19 protein-coding genes and 2 pseudogenes are annotated in these 16,781 nt (G+C 64.1%); 15 read left to right on the forward strand and 6 right to left on the reverse strand.

The features are described from left to right. Positions 1-106: 106 nt before the first annotated feature. Both Sp245p_RS36515 and Sp245p_RS11260 read left to right on the forward strand, forming a co-directional pair. Positions 107-592 (forward strand): annotated as a pseudogene (locus Sp245p_RS36515) (tyrosine-type recombinase/integrase); the annotation flags it as partial. After that, positions 541-1,346 (forward strand): IS5 family transposase gene (locus tag Sp245p_RS11260; RefSeq protein ID WP_088123925.1). Its coding sequence is split into 2 segments (ribosomal slippage): positions 541-868 and positions 868-1,346, totalling 807 coding nucleotides; the frame shifts between segments, so codons are not numbered across the junction. The pseudogene Sp245p_RS36515 and the gene Sp245p_RS11260, both read left to right, overlap by 52 nt. Positions 1,347-1,573: 227 nt before the next feature. On the opposite strand, the gene Sp245p_RS11265 is transcribed toward Sp245p_RS11260, so the two are convergent. Continuing rightward, a complete protein-coding gene (locus Sp245p_RS11265) occupies positions 1,574-2,176 on the reverse strand; it encodes a hypothetical protein (protein WP_129557165.1) in 603 nt (200 codons plus the stop codon). Between the two features lie 384 nt (positions 2,177-2,560). On the opposite strand from Sp245p_RS11265, the gene Sp245p_RS11270 reads away from it, so the two are divergent. Further along, positions 2,561-2,860 carry a hypothetical protein gene (locus Sp245p_RS11270; protein WP_129557166.1) on the forward strand — a complete coding sequence of 100 codons (300 nt, stop codon included), beginning with the start codon at positions 2,561-2,563 and terminating at the stop codon, positions 2,858-2,860. Positions 2,861-2,904: 44 nt separating this feature from the next. On the opposite strand, the gene Sp245p_RS11275 is transcribed toward Sp245p_RS11270, so the two are convergent. The 3 genes and pseudogenes from Sp245p_RS11275 to Sp245p_RS11285 form a co-directional block, all read right to left on the reverse strand. Continuing rightward, on the reverse strand, positions 2,905-3,303 hold the full coding sequence (locus tag Sp245p_RS11275; protein ID WP_014239857.1) for a 3TM-type holin: 399 nt from the start codon (positions 3,301-3,303) through the stop codon (positions 2,905-2,907). Between the two features lies 1 nt (position 3,304). After that, the gene (locus Sp245p_RS35400) at positions 3,305-3,622 is read right to left on the reverse strand and encodes a hypothetical protein (RefSeq protein ID WP_014239856.1); all 318 of its coding nucleotides are present in this window, start codon (positions 3,620-3,622) and stop codon (positions 3,305-3,307) included. A 405-nt stretch (positions 3,623-4,027) separates the two neighbouring features. Beyond that, positions 4,028-4,504: pseudogene (locus Sp245p_RS11285) on the reverse strand (transposase); the annotation flags it as partial. 926 nt (positions 4,505-5,430) lie between these two features. On the opposite strand from Sp245p_RS11285, the gene Sp245p_RS11290 reads away from it, so the two are divergent. Next, complete coding sequence (locus Sp245p_RS11290; protein WP_041810961.1) at positions 5,431-6,183, forward strand: GntR family transcriptional regulator; 753 nt, start codon at positions 5,431-5,433, stop codon at positions 6,181-6,183. A 278-nt stretch (positions 6,184-6,461) separates the two neighbouring features. On the opposite strand, the gene Sp245p_RS11295 is transcribed toward Sp245p_RS11290, so the two are convergent. Together Sp245p_RS11295 and Sp245p_RS11300 are read right to left on the reverse strand one after the other, a co-directional pair. Continuing rightward, the gene (locus tag Sp245p_RS11295; protein WP_082188132.1) at positions 6,462-7,409 is read right to left on the reverse strand and encodes an alpha/beta fold hydrolase; all 948 of its coding nucleotides are present in this window, start codon (positions 7,407-7,409) and stop codon (positions 6,462-6,464) included. Continuing rightward, entirely contained in the window at positions 7,295-8,026 is a 732-nt protein-coding gene (locus Sp245p_RS11300; RefSeq protein ID WP_014239852.1) for an SDR family oxidoreductase, read from the reverse strand. Before Sp245p_RS11300 ends, Sp245p_RS11295 begins: the two co-directional genes overlap by 115 nt. A 216-nt stretch (positions 8,027-8,242) precedes the next feature. On the opposite strand from Sp245p_RS11300, the gene Sp245p_RS11305 reads away from it, so the two are divergent. The 11 genes from Sp245p_RS11305 (at position 8,243) to nudC (ending at position 16,477) form a co-directional block, all read left to right on the forward strand. Beyond that, positions 8,243-9,589, forward strand: a complete 1,347-nt coding sequence (locus Sp245p_RS11305) for a class I adenylate-forming enzyme family protein (protein ID WP_014239851.1) — start codon at positions 8,243-8,245, stop codon at positions 9,587-9,589. Positions 9,590-9,657: 68 nt separating this feature from the next. Further along, the gene (locus Sp245p_RS11310; RefSeq protein ID WP_198421076.1) at positions 9,658-10,377 is read left to right on the forward strand and encodes an SDR family NAD(P)-dependent oxidoreductase; all 720 of its coding nucleotides are present in this window, start codon (positions 9,658-9,660) and stop codon (positions 10,375-10,377) included. Continuing rightward, positions 10,371-10,646: an acyl carrier protein gene (locus Sp245p_RS11315; protein WP_014239849.1), complete on the forward strand. Its 276-nt coding sequence runs from the start codon at positions 10,371-10,373 to the stop codon at positions 10,644-10,646. The genes Sp245p_RS11310 and Sp245p_RS11315 overlap by 7 nt, the downstream gene beginning before the upstream one ends. Positions 10,647-10,703: 57 nt before the next feature. Beyond that, positions 10,704-11,348, forward strand: coding sequence for a hypothetical protein (locus tag Sp245p_RS11320; RefSeq protein WP_014239848.1), 645 nt, complete (start codon positions 10,704-10,706; stop codon positions 11,346-11,348). Then, positions 11,345-11,752: a carboxymuconolactone decarboxylase family protein gene (locus tag Sp245p_RS11325; RefSeq protein ID WP_014239847.1), complete on the forward strand. Its 408-nt coding sequence runs from the start codon at positions 11,345-11,347 to the stop codon at positions 11,750-11,752. Before Sp245p_RS11320 ends, Sp245p_RS11325 begins: the two co-directional genes overlap by 4 nt. Then, on the forward strand, positions 11,749-12,507 hold the full coding sequence (locus Sp245p_RS11330; protein WP_014239846.1) for an AfsA-related hotdog domain-containing protein: 759 nt from the start codon (positions 11,749-11,751) through the stop codon (positions 12,505-12,507). Before Sp245p_RS11325 ends, Sp245p_RS11330 begins: the two co-directional genes overlap by 4 nt. 8 nt (positions 12,508-12,515) lie before the next feature. Then, positions 12,516-13,412, forward strand: coding sequence for a hypothetical protein (locus Sp245p_RS11335; RefSeq protein WP_109138509.1), 897 nt, complete (start codon positions 12,516-12,518; stop codon positions 13,410-13,412). A 14-nt stretch (positions 13,413-13,426) separates the two neighbouring features. Beyond that, a complete protein-coding gene (locus Sp245p_RS11340; RefSeq protein WP_041810959.1) occupies positions 13,427-14,170 on the forward strand; it encodes an HAD family hydrolase in 744 nt (247 codons plus the stop codon). 67 nt (positions 14,171-14,237) lie between these two features. Next, complete coding sequence (locus Sp245p_RS11345; RefSeq protein WP_109138510.1) at positions 14,238-15,176, forward strand: DMT family transporter; 939 nt, start codon at positions 14,238-14,240, stop codon at positions 15,174-15,176. A gap of 37 nt (positions 15,177-15,213) precedes the next feature. Next, positions 15,214-15,498, forward strand: coding sequence for a YciI family protein (locus Sp245p_RS11350; protein ID WP_014239842.1), 285 nt, complete (start codon positions 15,214-15,216; stop codon positions 15,496-15,498). A 10-nt stretch (positions 15,499-15,508) separates the two neighbouring features. Continuing rightward, entirely contained in the window at positions 15,509-16,477 is a 969-nt protein-coding gene (gene nudC / locus Sp245p_RS11355; RefSeq protein WP_014239841.1) for an NAD(+) diphosphatase, read from the forward strand. The last annotated feature ends 304 nt before the right edge of the window (positions 16,478-16,781 follow it).

A 16,781-nucleotide genomic window follows, 5' to 3' on the forward strand; every position in this document is an offset into this window, starting at 1 on the left:
AAGACTTGACGGGCTTTCTTGATGGCAGCAGCGGAGTGCTGCCACCGTTACAGTCCTACAATCAAGTTCCCCGTCTGAGCGGAACAAAAGCAGATTTTCTCTCGGTTCAGACGCGGCGAAAGCCCTACGCGCGTGGCTCGGCCACGCCCTAGATGCCGTCATGGGCTTTGCTCCAAGCTCTGGCTTGGGCGGGCGGCACCTCGTATCTCCCACCAAGATCAGCACCGTCGAGTCGCACACCATCCTCCGGAACCGCTGGTGGAAGCCACTCATGGTGGAAGCCGGACTGGTGACGGACGATGGGAAGCTGCACTTCAGTTTCCACAAGCCCCGTCACGCGGCGGCCAGCCTGTGGATTGAGATGGGGCTCCGGCCCAAGCGGATTCAGAAGCTGATAGGCCATGCGGCGTTGCAGATGACCATAGGCTTACGGCCACCTCGGGCACGACCCGGCTCAAGGCAGCCAGATCGCCCGCCAAATGGAACGGCAGTTGGGTTAAGAGTGCGTAACAAAACCGGCTGGGAACGGTTGGTAGGGGCATGGCAGCCCCTCTTGTTTGCGACGCCTTGTGGGCGATCATCGAACCTCTGATCCCGCCGGAGCCGCCCAAGCCGAAAGGCGGACGGCCCCGGCTGTGCGATCGTGCTGCGCTGACCGGCATCCTGTTCGTGCTGCGCACGGGTATTCCTTGGGAGCTTCTGCCGGTGGAGATGGGCTGCGGCTCGGGTATGACCTGCTGGCGGCGTCTGCACGAGTGGCATCGGGCTGGCGTGTGGGAACGGCTGCATCGTGTGCTGCTCGACCGTCTCGGCTATGCCAACGCCATCAACTGGGATCGTGCGGCGGTGGACAGCGCCAGCGTCCCGGCAAAAAGGGGGGTGAGGAGACCGGCCCGAACCCGACGGATCGCGGCAAGCCGGGCTCCAAGCGCCACATCCTCGTCGATGCTAACGGCATCCCGCTCGCCCTGAGGATCTCGCCAGCCAACCGGCACGACAGCAAGCTGCTGGAGGCGCTGGTCGATGCCGTGCCGGCGATCCGCCAGTGTGCGGGCCGGCCCCGGCGGCGACCGGCCAAGCTGCATGCCGACAAGGGCTACGACTTCGCTCACTGCCGGCGGGCGCTGCGCCAACGAGCGATCATTCCGCGGATTGCCCGGCGTGGCGTCGAAAGCAGCGAGCGTCTCGGCCGATATCGATGGGTGGTCGAGCGTACGCTCGCTTGGTTTGCCCGCTTCCGCCGCATCGCCGTCCGCTACGAACGGCGCGCCGACATCTTCACTGCCTTTCACCATATCGCGGCCAGCCTCATCTGCTGGCGCTTCGTCCAGAGATGGTTCTGTTAGGCGCTCTAAGAGTGCAGATCAAAACCTCTTCCAGGCCAAGCAAAATCAATGGTTTGAACCCATAGAAACGGGGATTCGATGCGCGCTCTAAACCCTCCCGCCAGATCCGCTCACCACCACCGAGCGGCACAGGCGTATTCCAAGGGCTTGGCCGGACTTCTCAAGCGCGTCATCGTCAGAGATTTCAATAAGCTCGAGAACCCTATCCGGAAACTATTTCCATTATCTTAATCTCCAGGGTCATATGCCTCAACAATGAAAGGGCCTCTTCCTTTCACCATCGTCACTTCTATTTGAGCATCCGTTTCTTCTGGTGATTTTGCAGAACAAATGCGCCCAGTTACAATGTGCATCTCTCGTCCTATTGTTTTTTGAACAGTTGGAGAAATTGAAGTAACAGATACGTCAATTTTGTTAGAAGGCTTCGTCATGGCAATGTAATTACGACATGATCCGGAAGGTAAGCTAATGATAGTTGCTGACGACTCCGACAATTCTAAAAATCCTCTACTGTACTCTTTTGGCGTTTGCCCGTTGAACAGTCTGTTCCTTGTAGCTTTGGTCACATCGTACCACATCTGGTCAGGTACATTTTCGGCGAGAGATTCAGCGCGACTATCGCCGGATAGCATCCCAATCCTCATATATTCGTATGACAGTCCAATTAATGTGAGTACAACTGAAAATACCATGAAGACGTATATTGAGGTGATTATGCTGGATCGGGGACGCGCGACTTTTTGCTCGGCCAATAGCAAGCGATAAGACAATATAGCGAGCGAAAGCCCCAATCCGCTTAAGCCATATCCAAGCAATTTACTGAATTCCATTTCAAACCCCCCAACAGTTTTCTTGACATTATAAAATACTCAGCTCAACTTTCTCCGGATGCGTAATATCTATAATTTCCATTCATCTACAATCTGTCGAGCGGTGTTTTTGGGTGGGTGCTATTTATAAATATATGCCATCCGTATGCTTACCCATTTTGGCATCTAAGAAATACGTAGTACCGCTTATAGATTATAAAGCAGGTCTTCCAACTTTGATTTATTGTGAGCGGATAGATAAATCGCTTAAGAGACGAAGGCGGTTCGCTGGCAGCCGAAAAAAACGTAGCGCTATAGGCGGTCCATATCGATACGGAAAGGCTCTGCCTGCTGTCCTGTTTCGCAGCCTTTCGGACGAAAGAGGTTTTGACGGACATTTCCCAGATGGACGACTCATCCGTCTATTCGGGAGGCAGTTTACCTGCGTTCTCCTATGGAATCGAACCAGCGGCACCACGCATTCTGGGAGTTGCATCACCCGCACACTACTCACCTTTTACCGCCGCCGAAACAGTTTACGGGGGCTTTCGCAATGTGAGTGCCCAGGCTTATTCAGTCGACCGGATCGCTGCCGTCGCAGCAGGCGAAAAACGAGTGTTTTTGCGGGGTTTCAGGCCACGGTTTGCACAGGTTGTTGCAAACCGTGGCACTGAGTTCAAGATCAAGGGCCTTCTCAGCGCATGAGACGAAAGTCTCACACGTCGAAGCCACCGGCAGTTAACCGCGGATCACCTCGCCGCCCCCTTCAGCTTCTCGACGGTCCGCAAGGTGCCTATGCCCAGCATCGGCACCAGCAGCCCGAGCAGCGTTTCCGTGTCGATCTGCGGCAGGCTGGTGCCCGGCGCGTAGACCGTCAGCGCCCAGCCGGCCAGCGGGTACACGACCGTCTGCACCCCCAGCCCGAGCACGCACAGCCACCCCACCGCTGGGCGCCAGCCGGCAACAAACAGGGATGGGTGGGCGGCCTCTGCGGCGTTGACCTGGAGTTGTGCCGAATCGGACGCGGACAGCACGTCGATGACCTTGGCCTGCATCTCCGCCGCCGCCTTGGCTTGCGCCTGTGGATCGGGGATGCGCTCCACCAGTTCGGTGATGATCGGCATCAGCAGGGGAAGAAGCTGGAGCATGTCACACCTCCGTCAGGCCAAGGGCCATCATGGCGGCCCGGTGATGGTGTTCGGGGCTGTACCAGTCCGCCGGGAAGTCCCGCGGCGCCCGGCCATTCTCATGGGTGACGATGGCGCGGGCCATGCCGGTCAGCGTCTCGGCATAGCCCCAATCCAGCGGCGCGTCGGGATCGAAGCCCAGGCGGCGGGCCACCCTGTTCACATAGGCGGCGGTGTCATTCTCGGACGGCGGCGCCCAGCGGCTGATCGCCTGCTGGATGGTGACGATGCGCCGGCCCTGCGGGTCCGTCTTGCGCCGGTAGTTCAACAGCACCCGCATCAGCGCCCGCAGTCCGTAGAGCGGGCTGTCGAACTGGCGGAACGCAGCGTCGGTCTGGATGGCGGACAGGCCCAGCCAATCGTCGCCGTGGCGCAGATTGCCGGGGTTGTTGTTGCGGACCCTACGCGGCAGCGTGGGGGCGCGCGGGATCGCCGCGCCGGTTCACGTGGTCATCAGGACAGCACCCCGTGCGCCGCCTTCACGCAGTGTCGTGGCGATCGTCTCCGGCGTGGTGGGGCACTTGCCCTGCCAGAGCACCTTCCCAGTTCCATCGACTGCACAGATGGAGCCTGGGCCTGCGGCATGTCCAACCCCACGTACTGTTCCATGGCTGCCCTCGTCGGCGTCGTGGTTGCTGCTCGGTTGTAAACGCCAAGCCCATGCTTCGAGGGCCGCCACCCGCAATACCCCCATGTGCGCAAACCGGCACGAGCCGTGATTTTCCAGGTGCCACTCACCTTTGCCGAACACCGTCAGCCCCGTGGAGACGATCACCACGGAGACCGGTCCGTCCGTCCTGGCCGGCGCTGACGCGACCTTCCAGAATGGCGCTGCGCCGGGAGAAGGTCGTGTGATCCGGAACCGGCAGGTCCAGGCCGAGCAGGCGTATGAGCGGGCCCAGCAAACCCTCGGTCTGCCGCCATGGCCGACCGAACGCCAGACGCAGCGTCAGCCCGGTCTCGATGGTGACATCGGAGCAGCGCGCCGGCCGGCCGCGTCGGCCCGCAGCGGGCAGCGTCCAGGCGGCGGCGCCTCCGGCCTCACCCACACCGCCAAGTCACCGCGCCGGCGAAGCGCCGCATCGTGGGCCACCCAATTCTCCACACGATAGCGGGCCTTGGGGATCTTGCGGCGGCGGGGCTCATTGGCCTCGTCCGGCATCGGAGGCTCGGCTTCAGCGGGCCGCCTTTATAACCGCTTGGCCTCCCGAACACCACTGGTCCGGCCTTTTTGCACCAACGCCCCAGCAAATAGTTCTCTACAAAAATAAATACGCATCCTACCATGAAACAATATTTAAAAATCCTCCATTGACAGGCTTGTATCCATATATGATCATCATGAAAGCCATGCTTGTAATACTATGGTATGGTGTCATGCGGACAGCGCCTGAAAGCTTCCATTGCCAACATGCCATACGAACTGTCCCCAACAGCGGAACAAAGTGGCGGCCTTGAGGAGCTCGGGTTCATTGGCGAGCGCACGACAACGCTGGGCGGGCACTCCCAGCGTATAACGGGGTCGGGGCGCCACGGTCCGGTCGTCCGGCATGCCCAGGCGAGCGGAAACGTGGCAGCTGACGCCATCGAGCACCAGAGGGAAGCGCCGGCCGGCCGGAGAGCCACGGCCGGGGAGCTTGGCCATGAAAGAAGCCGAATGCCCGTGGGTCAGCCGCCAAAGGATCCGACTGCGCGCGCGCTCCGTCGCATCCCGGTCGCGGCGATGCGGCCCTTTGCCCCCAGGGTGATGAACCAGACGAACATTGCTTCTCACCTCACGGCAGGTGAGATGGCCTGGGCTCGATGGAAGCCTTCATGCGTCGACCGCATCACTGGTTGCCGGCATGAATGCAGGACGAACGTGGCGTCGTTCGCTCCAATGGTCCTCGCCCCGGATGGTCGTCCGATTACCAAGCGCTCAAAGACCCCCGCGCCGATCCTCCACGTTCATCGATGGATGCACTTTAACTCTACGCCTTTCTTCAAGCAGCACGGTGTTTATGCGTCTGCTCATGCGGATCGACCATCTACCCGTTCGATTACAGAACGCAATCCAGGCTTGGATAAAGAGACAGCGGAGATGATGCCATGACACATTCGTCCAAAGTCGTCGATCGCGTTTACCAGCAGCTCAAAGAGCTCGTCATTAGTTTTGAGATACCACCAGGCCACCAAATCCATATTGCGGACGTTGCCGACAAACTGAATGTGAGCGTGACGCCGGTTCGCGAGGCACTGAACCGGTTGCTGAATGAAGGGTACCTGGCCCGTTCGAGCGGCAGGGGATTTTACAATAGGCATATCGACATCGAAGAGCTGCGCGATCTCTTCCAATTGCGTGGAAGCATTGCGATTGGAGCCATTCATATTCTGTTGCGCACCAACCTCCGTGATCAGGTTGAGACTCTCCTGATATCTCCCGAGCTGTCCCGCAATGGGGAGAGCGGATCGCCATTCAAATTAAAGATTTGCGAAAACATCATAGCCGCCGTTGGAAACCATGAAATCATGCGGATCTACCGGAACATAAGCGACAGGATGAAATTCATTTGGGACATATATTCGGAAAGCAGCGTCGGAGCCGCTCAAATCGAAGAATATCGCCACAGGTTGAGCGAAGCGCTTCTGGAACGCGACATGGTTGCCTGCGTCGAGGTGATCGAACGCAACATCGAAACCCAGATTTGGATGCTGGACGAGGTCGTTCAGGTTGGTCTCGCCAGAGCCTACGGGGGCGGTTTCACACATATGTCGCGATTTTCAAGCCACACCGGCTTTCGATCGCCGCTTCACCGATCCCAAACTGAAGGGTTTCTCATTCTCGAACCCTCGCAAACCTGAACGGCGGCATTGCCGCCGCAACAGGGTTCTTCGCCGGGTTGGCTGAGGACAATCAGCTGCGCGAGGCCATCACCAGCGGCCCCCGTGCCTCGGCGCTGCCGGGGCATTGCCGGGGCTCCGCAGGAAATTCCTGGCGCGCACGGCTGATCCGTCAGGCGGCGGGTTGGCGCCGTCCGGGCATCGAAGACGCCACCGTGCCAAAGACGGGGAACGCTCCGTCAGCGTTCCCCGCCCCGCGCCCAGCCCGCGCAGCAACGAATCGAAAGGCCAAGGTGGGGCTAGGACGACTGGGCGCTCAGGAAGCGCAGCATCGTGTCAGCCAACCGGGCCGGCTGCTCGAGGTTCGGAATGTGCGCCGCGTCCGGCAGAACCACGAGCGTCCCCTTGAGGGCCGCGCACAGGGCCTGGGCCGCGGCCACCGGCGTGGACTGGTCCTGGTCGCCGACGATGACTAGGGAGGGGGCCGCGATGTCGCCGACGCGCGCCGAAAGATCGGCCGTGGCAAGCGCCTCGGCACAGCCGGCGAAACCCTCTGCCGCTGTTTGATGCAGCATCGTGCGCAGGCCCTGCATCTCCGGACTGTCCGCAAAACCCTGCGTCACCCAGCGCGCCGTGATCGCGTCGGCGAATGGAGCGACGCTGCTTGCCCGCACCTGCCCTGCCCGTTCCCGCCACATGGCCGGAACCGCGGTCGCCATCGAGGTGTCGACCAGCACGAGACCGCCGACGCGGTGCGGCGCTTTCAGCGCCATCGTTTGAGCGATCATGCCGCCGATGGAAACACCACCGACAAAGCAGCGTCCGACGCCGAGCGCGTCCAGCACGGCGAAGGCGTCGTCGGCCAGATCCTCCATCCCGTACGGTCCGGGCGGGGCCTCGCTCAAGCCGTGACCCCGCATGTCCGGGCGGATCACGCGGAATCGCCGCGCAAGGACCTCGGCCTGCGGATCCCAGACGTGATGGTTGGTACCGAGAGAGTGCAGGAGCAGCACCGGCGGCCCATCCTGCGGTCCCTGCACATGAATGTGTATGTTCGTCTTCCGTGGTCTGATGAACATGGGTCGCCTCGCACTCTCGACGGATCTCGGGACGCTCATCGGCGGCCCCTGGGTCACTGGATCAGCCACGCTTCCAGGGTGATGCTCGACGGCAGCGCCCGCGGCGAGCTGCGCAGGACGTAGAGGAGGGAATCCACCACGTCCTGGGGAGTCAGCATCCGTTGGCATTGCTCGTCGCTGAAGCGGACGTGGTCGCGCATCGCGTCGCGGAACGCGGTGTCGACGATGCCGACGACCAGACTCGACACCTTGATCCCCCAAGGAGCCACCTCCTCCCGCAGGGACTTGGTGAAGCCCTCCACCGCGTGTTTCGAGGCCGAATAGGCCATCATGCGCGGGTTGCCGCGAACTCCCCAGACGGATGACATGTTGATGATCGCGCCGCTCCCCGCCTCCTTCATGTGCGGAACGATGGCCCGCGCCGTCAGAAAATAGCCCTTCACATTGGTCGAGGCGACGGCGTCCCACTCCTCCTCGGTGCATGTCAGAATGCCTCCGAAGCGGTTGATGCCGGCGATGTTGATCAGAAAATCGATGCGGCCGAAACGCGTGATGCCGCGCCCCACCGCACCCTCGACCGCGGCCGAGTCCCGGACATCATGCCCGCTCAGTTCGAAGCGGGCCTCGTCCCATCCGGCGTCGCGGACGCGGGCAGCCAGCGCCGCGGCATCGTCGGAATGCAGAATGAGAAAGGCCCCCTGCGCGTAGAGCGCATCGGCCAGCGCGCCCCCGATGCCCCCGCCGGCCCCGGTCAGAAGGGCCACCTTTCCATTGAGATCAGTCATGTCTTCCCCATTGCCTGGACGTGCCCCGCGGACACGGATCGTGCCGTCCGCCTGATAGCCTGACCGGCCCTGGCAAGGCTCATACATATGGAAAAATATTGGGAAATATACGGTCGCCCGACGTTTTAGAATATTTCCTCCTATACGACGCAATATACGGGACTGCCGCCCGTCCACACGCTTACCTCGCTGCGGAGCGTGAGGAGGTGGTGACGCATGCACAAAGAAATCATTTCCAACTTTGCAAGATTTGGCGAAGAGCCGAGCCTGGTCTTCCATGGAGAGGTCTGCACCTACGGCGGGCTGTCTCTGGACATCGGCACGATGGAGCGCCTTCTTGATGAGAGGAGCGTCGCGCCGGGGGGTGTCGTCGCCATCGAAGGCACCTATTCCCCGGAGAACTGCGCGCTTCTGCTGGCGCTGATCGCGAACGGGAACATCGTGGTGCCGCTGCCGCCCGGACCGGCGGCGAAGCGCCAGGAGTATCTCGACGTGTCGGAGGCCGAGTGCCGCGTCGCCCCCGCCGGCAACGGGGAGTGGACCGTGGAGAGGACGGGTCGCGCCGCGACGCACGCCCTCTACGGCCGCCTGCGCGGGCTGGGCGCTCCCGGCTTGGTGCTGTTCAGCTCGGGCACGACCGGACGCAGCAAGGCCTCGGTGCTGAACTTCGCCAAGCTGCTCGGCCGGTATGACACGACGCAGCGCCGGCCCCGCCGCACCCTCGCCTTCCTGTCGCTCGACCATATCGGCGGCATCAACACGCTGATGCACACGCTCAGCCAGGGCGGCTGCATCGTGACGGTCGCGGAGCGCACACCCCGGGCGATCTTCAAGGCCATCGAGGCCCACAAGGTCGACACGCTGCCCACGACACCGACCTTCCTGACCATGTGCCTGATGTCGGGCGAGGCGACCCGGCACGACCTGTCGTCCCTGAGGCTGATCACCTACGGCACCGAACCGATGCCGATGCAGACGTTGCGCAAGCTCAACGCCGCGCTGCCCCAGGTTCGTCTCAAGCAGACCTACGGACTGTCCGAGGTCGGCATCCTGCCGACGGCGTCGCGCAGCAACGACTCGCTGTGGGTCAAACTCGGGACCAGCGGTTTCGACCACAAGATCATCGACGGCATCCTGTGGATACGATCCGACATGGCGATGCTCGGCTACCTCAACGCGCCGGCCGCCTTCGACGAGGACGGATACTTCAACACCCAGGACGCCGTCGAGGTCGATGGCGAGTATGTCCGTATCCTCGGGCGCAAGTCCGAGCTGATCAACGTCGGTGGCGAGAAGGTCTATCCCAACGAGGTGGAGAGCGTCCTCCTGGAGGTCGACAACGTCGTCGAGGCGACCGTCTCCGGCAAGCCGAACGCGGTCACGGGCATGGTCGTGCAGGCCCTCGTCCGGGTGGCCCGGCCCGAGCCGCCGCAGCAGACGGTGGCCCGCATCCGCGAACACTGCCGGGGCCGCCTGCAACCCTTCAAGATTCCGGCCCTGATCGACGTCACCGATCGCGAGCAGCATTCGGACCGCTTCAAGAAGGTCCGTGTGGCCTCATGAACGGGCGGTCCCTTTCCCAAGACGCGCCGCCGACCGGAAGCGCGCCCCCGCCGTCCCCTGCGGAGCGGGTGGCGGTCGTCAGCGGCGGCAGCCGTGGGCTCGGCTTCGTGCTGGTCCAGCGGCTTCTGGACGAGGGCTGGGGCGTGGCGACCTTCAGCCGGGGCACGCCGGGCGCCGATATCGAAGCGCTCCAGGCGCGGTCGGGGAGCCGGCTCTTCTGGCAGCAGGCGGACCTCCGTCTGCCGGAAAGCCTGCACAGCTTCGCCAAGGCCGTGGTCCGCAGGTTCGGGCGCATCGACCTTCTCATCAACAACGCGGCGCTGCTTACCGAGGGACTGCTCGCGACCACCCGGGGGACGACCGTCGCCGACGTGATCGCCGCGAACCTCGTCGGACCGATCGCGCTGTCCCAGGCCTGCGTCAAGCCGATGATGCAGCAGCGCCGCGGCACCATCGTGAACGTGTCGTCCATCAATTCGGTGCGCGGTCATCCCGGTGTCTCGATCTACACGGCGAGCAAGGCCGGGCTCGACGGCTTCACGCGGAGCATGGCGCGCGAACTCGGCCCCCTCAACATCCGGGTGAATTCGATCGTTCCGGGCTTCTTCGAAACGGACCTCGTCGCCGCGCTGACGGCGGAGCGGCGGGACCGGATCGCGCGACGCACGCCCCTGAAGCGGGTGGCGGAGATCGGCGAGATCGCCGACGTCGCGATGTTCCTCGCGTCCGACCGCTCATCCTTCGTCACGGGGCAAACAATCATTGTCGATGGAGGCTACACATGCTGAACGCGCGTGAAATCGAAAACGCCATCGTCGAGGAGATCAGGCTCCTGCTGACCGGTACCGACCTCGCGGGCGTCGAGATCGGCAGCGACTGCCACCTGACCCGGACTCTCCACCTCGACTCGCTGATGATGGCCAGCCTGCTCATCGCGCTCGAGGGCCGGTTCGGCCGGGACCCCTTCCTCGAGGATCTGAGCATCGCCGACGTGGCGAGCGTCGGCGATCTCGTGCGGGCCTATCAGCCCGTCGCCGCCGCGCCGGCGCTTGCCTGACCGCCGGACGGTCCTGCCGCACGCCGCACAACGATCCTCAAGAACAGGAGGCCCATCGTGACGGGCTCAGCAACCTATCTGCTTCATTCCAGGGTCCCGGTCGCGCCCGGGGCCAAGTTCCCCGTCGGGGCCCAGTTGGCGCGACGGGACCGCGAGGGCGGGCACGCCACCTTCGTCGCGCTCGCCGGCGACGAGGTGATGGAACTCACCGCATTCGCAAGCCTCGCCGAGCTTCCCGCCGTACTGGCGGTGCGGACCGAGGCCGAGCGCGGCGTGGCGCCCTGGCTGACGGGCGAATGGCGGCACGAGATCCTCGGCCATGTCGAGGACGTGATCGCAGCGCCGCAGGCCATCACCGCCGCGCCGATGGTCGAGATGCGTCACATCGAGGTCCCGCCGCCCGTCTATGCCGAGTACAGGCAGTGGCGGGAGCGGACGATTTACGAGGCCGTGCGCCAGCGCAGCGAGATCGACGACTTCCGCTCCTATCAATCGGTGCTGAGCACCGAGCCGGGCGTCATGTTCGTCGTCGGCTTCTCGGCCGAACCGGCGCGCTACGCCGAGGTCTACCGAACCCAGCAGTACCAGGAGATCCTGCGCGAAGCGGGGAGCCGCTACATCGCGCAAGGGCTCTCGGGCCTGCGCTGCACCCTGTACGCACGGCCGCAGGTCGCCGAGGAACTCGACCGGAGGGCGGCGTGACGGCGCGGTTCGACCAGGGAATGCGCCGGCTGACCGAACTGAACGGGCCGGCCGGCGAGCAGGTGATCCAGCAACTCGGCCAGTTTGCGCCGGATTTCGCGCGCCATCTCGTCGAGTTCATCTTCGGGGACATCTACACCCGGCCGGGGCTCGACCTCAAGACGCGCCAGATCGTCACGATCTCCGCGTTGGCCGCCCTGGGAACGGCGCAGCCGCAACTGGAAATCCACCTGCGCGGCGCGCTGCGGACCGGCCTGACCAGAGAGGAGATCATCGAGATCTTCACCCAGATCGCCGCCTACGCCGGCTTCCCCGCAGCCCTGAACGCCCTCGCCGTGGCCCGACGGATCTTCGAGGCCGATCCGCCCGCCGAGGGGCGGGCCTTACAAGGAAATCAAAGATGATTGAGACGGTGTCGATCGTTGTTGGCGACCGCTTCGCCGAGTTCGCGCGGAACTCCGAGGTGTCCGGCGTCTCCGAATTCATCGGCGCGCTGCGCAACGGCGCGGCCGTGGTCCATCCCATCGTGATCGGACAGGGGCTTGCTCCCGAAGCGCTCGACGAACTCAACGCGTTGCTGCCCCCCGGCCCAGGCCAGCCCGCCGCCGATCTGGACATCCCGACCCGCGCGACGAGCGCGCTCACCCACAAGCGCGCCGCCAAGAACATCATGGTGTCGGTCCCGGTCGCCCGCTCCCGGCAGCTCTTCGAAGCCGAGCTGTTCCTCGACGACCGCAACGAGGTCATGGAGGACCATCAGACCGGGCAGCACATCCAGGGCCTCGCCCTGATCGAGGCAGCGCGGCAGTTGTGGACCGCGGTGACCGAGCGCTACCTGTCGCCGCCAGACAAGCCGTCGCGCTTCGTCATCGACAGCGTGCAGACGACCTTCTCGCGCTTCGTCTTCCCGCTCCCGGCGACGATGACGCTGGAGGTGCTGGACTCCGCCAGCGGTCCGGTGCAGTCGACCTACGCGGTGCGCATCCTCATCCTGCAGAACGGTCAGACGTCAACCACCATCGACGCGCGCTACCGCGTCATTGACGCCCGCGTGAGCGAGCGCCAGGAGGCGCAGGCCGCCCGCCACGCCATCCGCGTGGCCGTGCCGTCCGCCGTCCGGCCCGTCGCCGCCGCCTCTGTCGCCGCCGCCGTCGCGTGAGGTGCGCCATGGTCCAGTCCCGAACCTACGACCTTGCCCTGACCACCCAGGGTCCAACCTACCCGCCGAGCGAGATCATGAACGAGGATGGCGATTTCGTCGTCATCGGCCGGATCAACCGCGGCAGCGAGCGGAACGGCGGCGAACCCGTCGGCAACGGCGCCCTCGACGTTCACCGGGCGCACGGCACCGCCTCGGAGTGGGGCGGTGCGATCGTGTCGCCGGACAGTCCCGTCCCGGCCTTCGGCACGAACGCGCCCTATCGGATCGTGCGCGCCCTGGATTGGCGGAACCTGAGCGACCAGGACCAGCGGATGGTGCTCTGCACGCTTCCCGTCCCGCTTCCGACCAACAATTACGCCATGCGGTTCGCGCCCGAGCAGGCGAACGGGCACAACATGCGGCCACGGCCCAGCTATCCGCTGCACGCGGCGCCGATTCCCGACCTGCGGCACGAGGACGGGCTGCGGCGCACCGATCCGATCACGCTGGGCGAATGGGTCCGCGCCAAGGGCGCCCTGGAGGTGAGCGTCGCCCCCGATGGCCGTTCGGCGCGGTTCGAAATGCAGTTTTCCGGTCTGATCGCCGATTCGCTCTACACGATCATGAGCCTGCGCGAACGCGATTTCGACCCGCTGGGGCCGACCCGGCCCGGCCCGCTCGGCATCCCGAACGTGATGATCACCAACAGCCACGGCGAAGGAAGCTTCTGGGCGCGGCTGCCCAATCCCTTCCCGGCCTCCGACACGCCGGACCGGAACCGCGTCGTCAACGTCGTGCTGCTGTGGATGAGCTATCAAATGAGCCATGGCGGCGCGCTCGGCCTGTTCGGGCTCGGAGGGGACGTGCACGCGCAGCTCAAGCTACCGGCGCCCGGCTTCTCCGAATTCGTCACCACACCATGACGATGGACCCAGCCATGCCGAATGACATGCGCACTCCGTCCATCGTCGCGGACAAGCCCGCCCTGGACGCCTCCGGAAAGCGCTTCGCCTTCTTCGATGTCGACGAGACGGTCATCCGGTTCAAGTCGATGTTCGTTTTCGCGAATCACTATTACAACCGCACCGGCCCCTTGCCCGGCGTGATCGGTCCGCTGCGGCACCGCGCGTTCATGGCGCGGATGAACGGGTATCTGAGGGCCGGGCGCTCGCGCGAATTCATCAACATGGCCTATTACCGGGAGTTCGCCGGCCGATCGCAGGCGGCGGTCCAACGGCTCGTCCGGGACTGGTTCCGCGAACTCCGCGAGAGCGGGCAGGACATCTATTTCCCCGCGGTACTTGAGGTGATCCGGCGGCACCAGGCCGCGAACACCCGGGTGGTGCTCGTCTCCGGCTCCTTCACCGAGCTTCTCGAGCCCATCGCCGAAGAGCTGAACGTCTTCAAGGTGTTGGCGACGCGCCTGAAGGTGGAGAACGGGCGCTACACCGGAGCCATCCTGCCCCAGCAGATGATCGGTGCCGGCAAGGCCGCCGCCGTCCGGCTGCTGCTGGAGGACGAGGGCGCCGACCGCGCCGACTCCTGGGCCTACGGCGACCACCACTCGGACATCCCGATGCTCTCCGAGGTGGGGCATCCCACCATCGTGTCGCGGGATCCGGAAATGATCAGGCTGGCGGCCGAACGCCAATGGGACGTGCTGGACCCGCTCTTGACCTAGAGCGGGCCGCGGCCGGCCCGATCGCCGCGACGCCGGCCACTACGAAAACATCGCCAACAGGAGACACATGATGAGCAAAGGGGTTGTCTATCTCGAACTGACATGCTCGGCCCTGTTTTGGGGGCTCACGTTCAACGTCGCCAAGATCGCCGTGGACTACATCCCGGCGATGACCACCGCCGGGCTGCGCTTCCTGGTGGCGGCGAGCCTGATGCTCGTTTTCATGCTGACCATCGAACGCGGCTGGGTCGCGCGGCTGAAGCGCAACTGGCTGGGTTATCTCGCGATGGCCGTCGTCGGCGTGGTGGGGTTCAACGCCTTCTTCTTCTTCGGGATGGAACACACATCGCCCACCAACGGCGCGCTGATCATGGCGACCAACCCACTGGTGACGGCGCTCATCGCCGGCCTGTTTCTCGGAGAACCCATAAGCTCCAACCACAAGATCGGCACCCTGATCAGCTTCACCGGCGTGGCGGCGCTGATCCTGGTCGACTCCGGCGACCGTCTGGCTTCCGTCAACATCGGCGACCTGCTGGTGATCGGCGGCAACGTCTCGATGGCGCTCTACAGCATCCTCGGCAAGCGTCTGGTCAAGGACAGCACGCCCCTGATGACCACGGCGGCCAGCACGATCTTCGGTGCCGCCATCCTGTGGTCGGTCGCGCGCACCACCGAACCCGGCGTCCAGATCGTCGACCTGCCGTGGCAGGCCTACGCTTCCATCCTCTTCATGGGGGTGTTCGGCTCGGTGCTCGCCTACATCTTCTGGAATCGCGGCATCCGAGCTATCGGTGTCGCCGATACGGCAATCTTCTTCCACCTCGTTCCAGTCTTCACGGTGCTTCTGTCGTTCGTTCTCGGCCAGACCGTCACCATCGCCCAGATCGGTGCGGGTATTGTTGTCATCATCGGCGTGATGATATCATCTGGCGCCATGCGGAAGCTTTTGAGCGTACTCAATCCAGCGCCGGAAACGCCGATCGCCAAGTCCGAACAACTCTGATCCATAAGCGTCGATCATTTACCAAGGAGAACCAGCCATGATTTGGGCCATATGGTGCAAGGACAGCGGCCGCGCGGCGGCGATCCGCAGCCAGTTCGGCAAGGATCACTCCGCGTATCTCACGGCGTCGCCGCTGCCGATCCTCATGGCTGGTCCCCTGACCGGCGACGATGGCGAGGGATCGGCGGGCAGCCTGATCCTGGTCGAGGCCGACAGCCGGGGGGCGGTGGAGGCGTTCGTCTCCGGTGACCCCTTCGCCGTCCACGGCGTGTGGGAGTCCTTCGAGGTCCAGGCTTTCCGCATGTCGCGCAAGAATCTTTGAGGCAACCGCGATGCCGGATCGGAACATCGTCTTTGCACGTTTCCCCGGAGACGAGGCCCCGGACCTGCGAGCCCAGCCCGAACGGCTGGCCGCAGCGCGGAGTTCGCCGACCAGCCGCATCGTCCTGTTCTCCGAAGCGGGACCGTTGGTGATGGTCGGTAACGGGCCGGGGAGTGGGCCAGGAAATGGGCCAGGAAGTGGGGAGGGGAGCGTTGCCCTGTACCTGCTCGCCCCCGGCGACCTGGACGGCCTGCCCGTCCATGAGGATCTGCTGATTCCGCTCAGCACGCGGGGCGGCTGCACGACTTTCGCCGCCGCCGCGCCGGGCAGCGCCGCGCAGGCGTTCGTGTCGAACCGGACGCGATTCGAGGACCTGCGGCGCATCGGCACGGCGCTGCCGCCCGCCGAGGCGGCGCTCGCGGCGCGGGGCGGCGCGCTGCTCAACTGGCACCGGAAGGCCCCCTTCTGCCCGGCTTGCGGCTCGCCGACCCTTGCCGACCAGGGCGGCTTCATGCGGCGCTGCGCCAACGAGCGGTGCCGGGCGGAGCATTTCCCCCGACTGGATCCGGTTGTGATGACGCTGGTCGTTCGGCAGGACCAGTGCCTGCTCGGCCGTCAGCCGCGTTTCCCACCCGGCTTCTACACCGGTTTCGCCGGATTCATCGAGGCCGGCGAGACGATCGAGCAGGCGGCGCGGCGCGAAACGCGCGAAGAGGCGGGGGTTGACCTCGTTTCCGTCCGGTACCTGTTCTCGCAGCCCTGGCCGTTCCCGCACGTGCTGACCATCGGCTGCATCGCCGAGGCCGAAGCGGACGCCGAAGCGCGGCCGGACGGCAACGAGTTGGAGGAGGTCCGCTGGTTCAGCCGAGCCGAGGTGGAAATCATGCTGGCCCATGCCGAATCGTCGTCGCAGCCACGCATGCCCGGGCCGATGTCGCTGGCCAACCAACTCGCGCGGGCATGGATCAGCGGCTTGTGAGGCCATGCCGAGGACGTTGGTGCAAAAAGGCCGGGCCGGTGGCGTTTCGTTGAGCCCAACCTCTTGAAGCTTCTGGGCCAACTGATCATAGGTGACGGAACGGTGACGCGTATCACTCCACCAACGGAAACCAGCGAAGCAAGCGCCGGCCCACTCCAGAGACCCGCCAGAGCATCACAAACGCCGTCAGAACGTTTTCGGAATCCGCGGTGCCATCGTGGTGCCACGGAGATTCGGCACCCCTACAGAATTCATGCAAAATCACGCACTTAGGCGGAAGGCGCATGAAGCGCTCTATGCACCG

This window comes from Azospirillum baldaniorum, assembly GCF_003119195.2.
Classification (GTDB): Bacteria; Pseudomonadota; Alphaproteobacteria; order Azospirillales; family Azospirillaceae; genus Azospirillum; species Azospirillum baldaniorum.

Excerpts from the sequence above, each read along its gene's own strand:
- Sp245p_RS11265 (WP_129557165.1), bottom strand. The coding sequence starts at position 2,176 with ATGGAATTCAGTAAATTGCTTGGATATGGCTTAAGCGGATTGGGGCTT.
- Sp245p_RS11270 (WP_129557166.1), top strand. The coding sequence starts at position 2,561 with ATGGACGACTCATCCGTCTATTCGGGAGGCAGTTTACCTGCGTTCTCC.
- Sp245p_RS11275 (WP_014239857.1), bottom strand. The coding sequence starts at position 3,303 with ATGCTCCAGCTTCTTCCCCTGCTGATGCCGATCATCACCGAACTGGTG.
- Sp245p_RS35400 (WP_014239856.1), bottom strand. The coding sequence starts at position 3,622 with ATGCGGGTGCTGTTGAACTACCGGCGCAAGACGGACCCGCAGGGCCGG.
- Sp245p_RS11290 (WP_041810961.1), top strand. The coding sequence starts at position 5,431 with ATGACACATTCGTCCAAAGTCGTCGATCGCGTTTACCAGCAGCTCAAA.
- Sp245p_RS11295 (WP_082188132.1), bottom strand. The coding sequence starts at position 7,409 with ATGCCAACGGATGCTGACTCCCCAGGACGTGGTGGATTCCCTCCTCTA.
- Sp245p_RS11300 (WP_014239852.1), bottom strand. The coding sequence starts at position 8,026 with ATGACTGATCTCAATGGAAAGGTGGCCCTTCTGACCGGGGCCGGCGGG.
- Sp245p_RS11305 (WP_014239851.1), top strand. The coding sequence starts at position 8,243 with ATGCACAAAGAAATCATTTCCAACTTTGCAAGATTTGGCGAAGAGCCG.
- Sp245p_RS11315 (WP_014239849.1), top strand. The coding sequence starts at position 10,371 with ATGCTGAACGCGCGTGAAATCGAAAACGCCATCGTCGAGGAGATCAGG.
- Sp245p_RS11330 (WP_014239846.1), top strand. The coding sequence starts at position 11,749 with ATGATTGAGACGGTGTCGATCGTTGTTGGCGACCGCTTCGCCGAGTTC.
- Sp245p_RS11335 (WP_109138509.1), top strand. The coding sequence starts at position 12,516 with ATGGTCCAGTCCCGAACCTACGACCTTGCCCTGACCACCCAGGGTCCA.
- Sp245p_RS11340 (WP_041810959.1), top strand. The coding sequence starts at position 13,427 with ATGCCGAATGACATGCGCACTCCGTCCATCGTCGCGGACAAGCCCGCC.
- Sp245p_RS11345 (WP_109138510.1), top strand. The coding sequence starts at position 14,238 with ATGATGAGCAAAGGGGTTGTCTATCTCGAACTGACATGCTCGGCCCTG.
- Sp245p_RS11350 (WP_014239842.1), top strand. The coding sequence starts at position 15,214 with ATGATTTGGGCCATATGGTGCAAGGACAGCGGCCGCGCGGCGGCGATC.
- nudC (WP_014239841.1), top strand. The coding sequence starts at position 15,509 with ATGCCGGATCGGAACATCGTCTTTGCACGTTTCCCCGGAGACGAGGCC.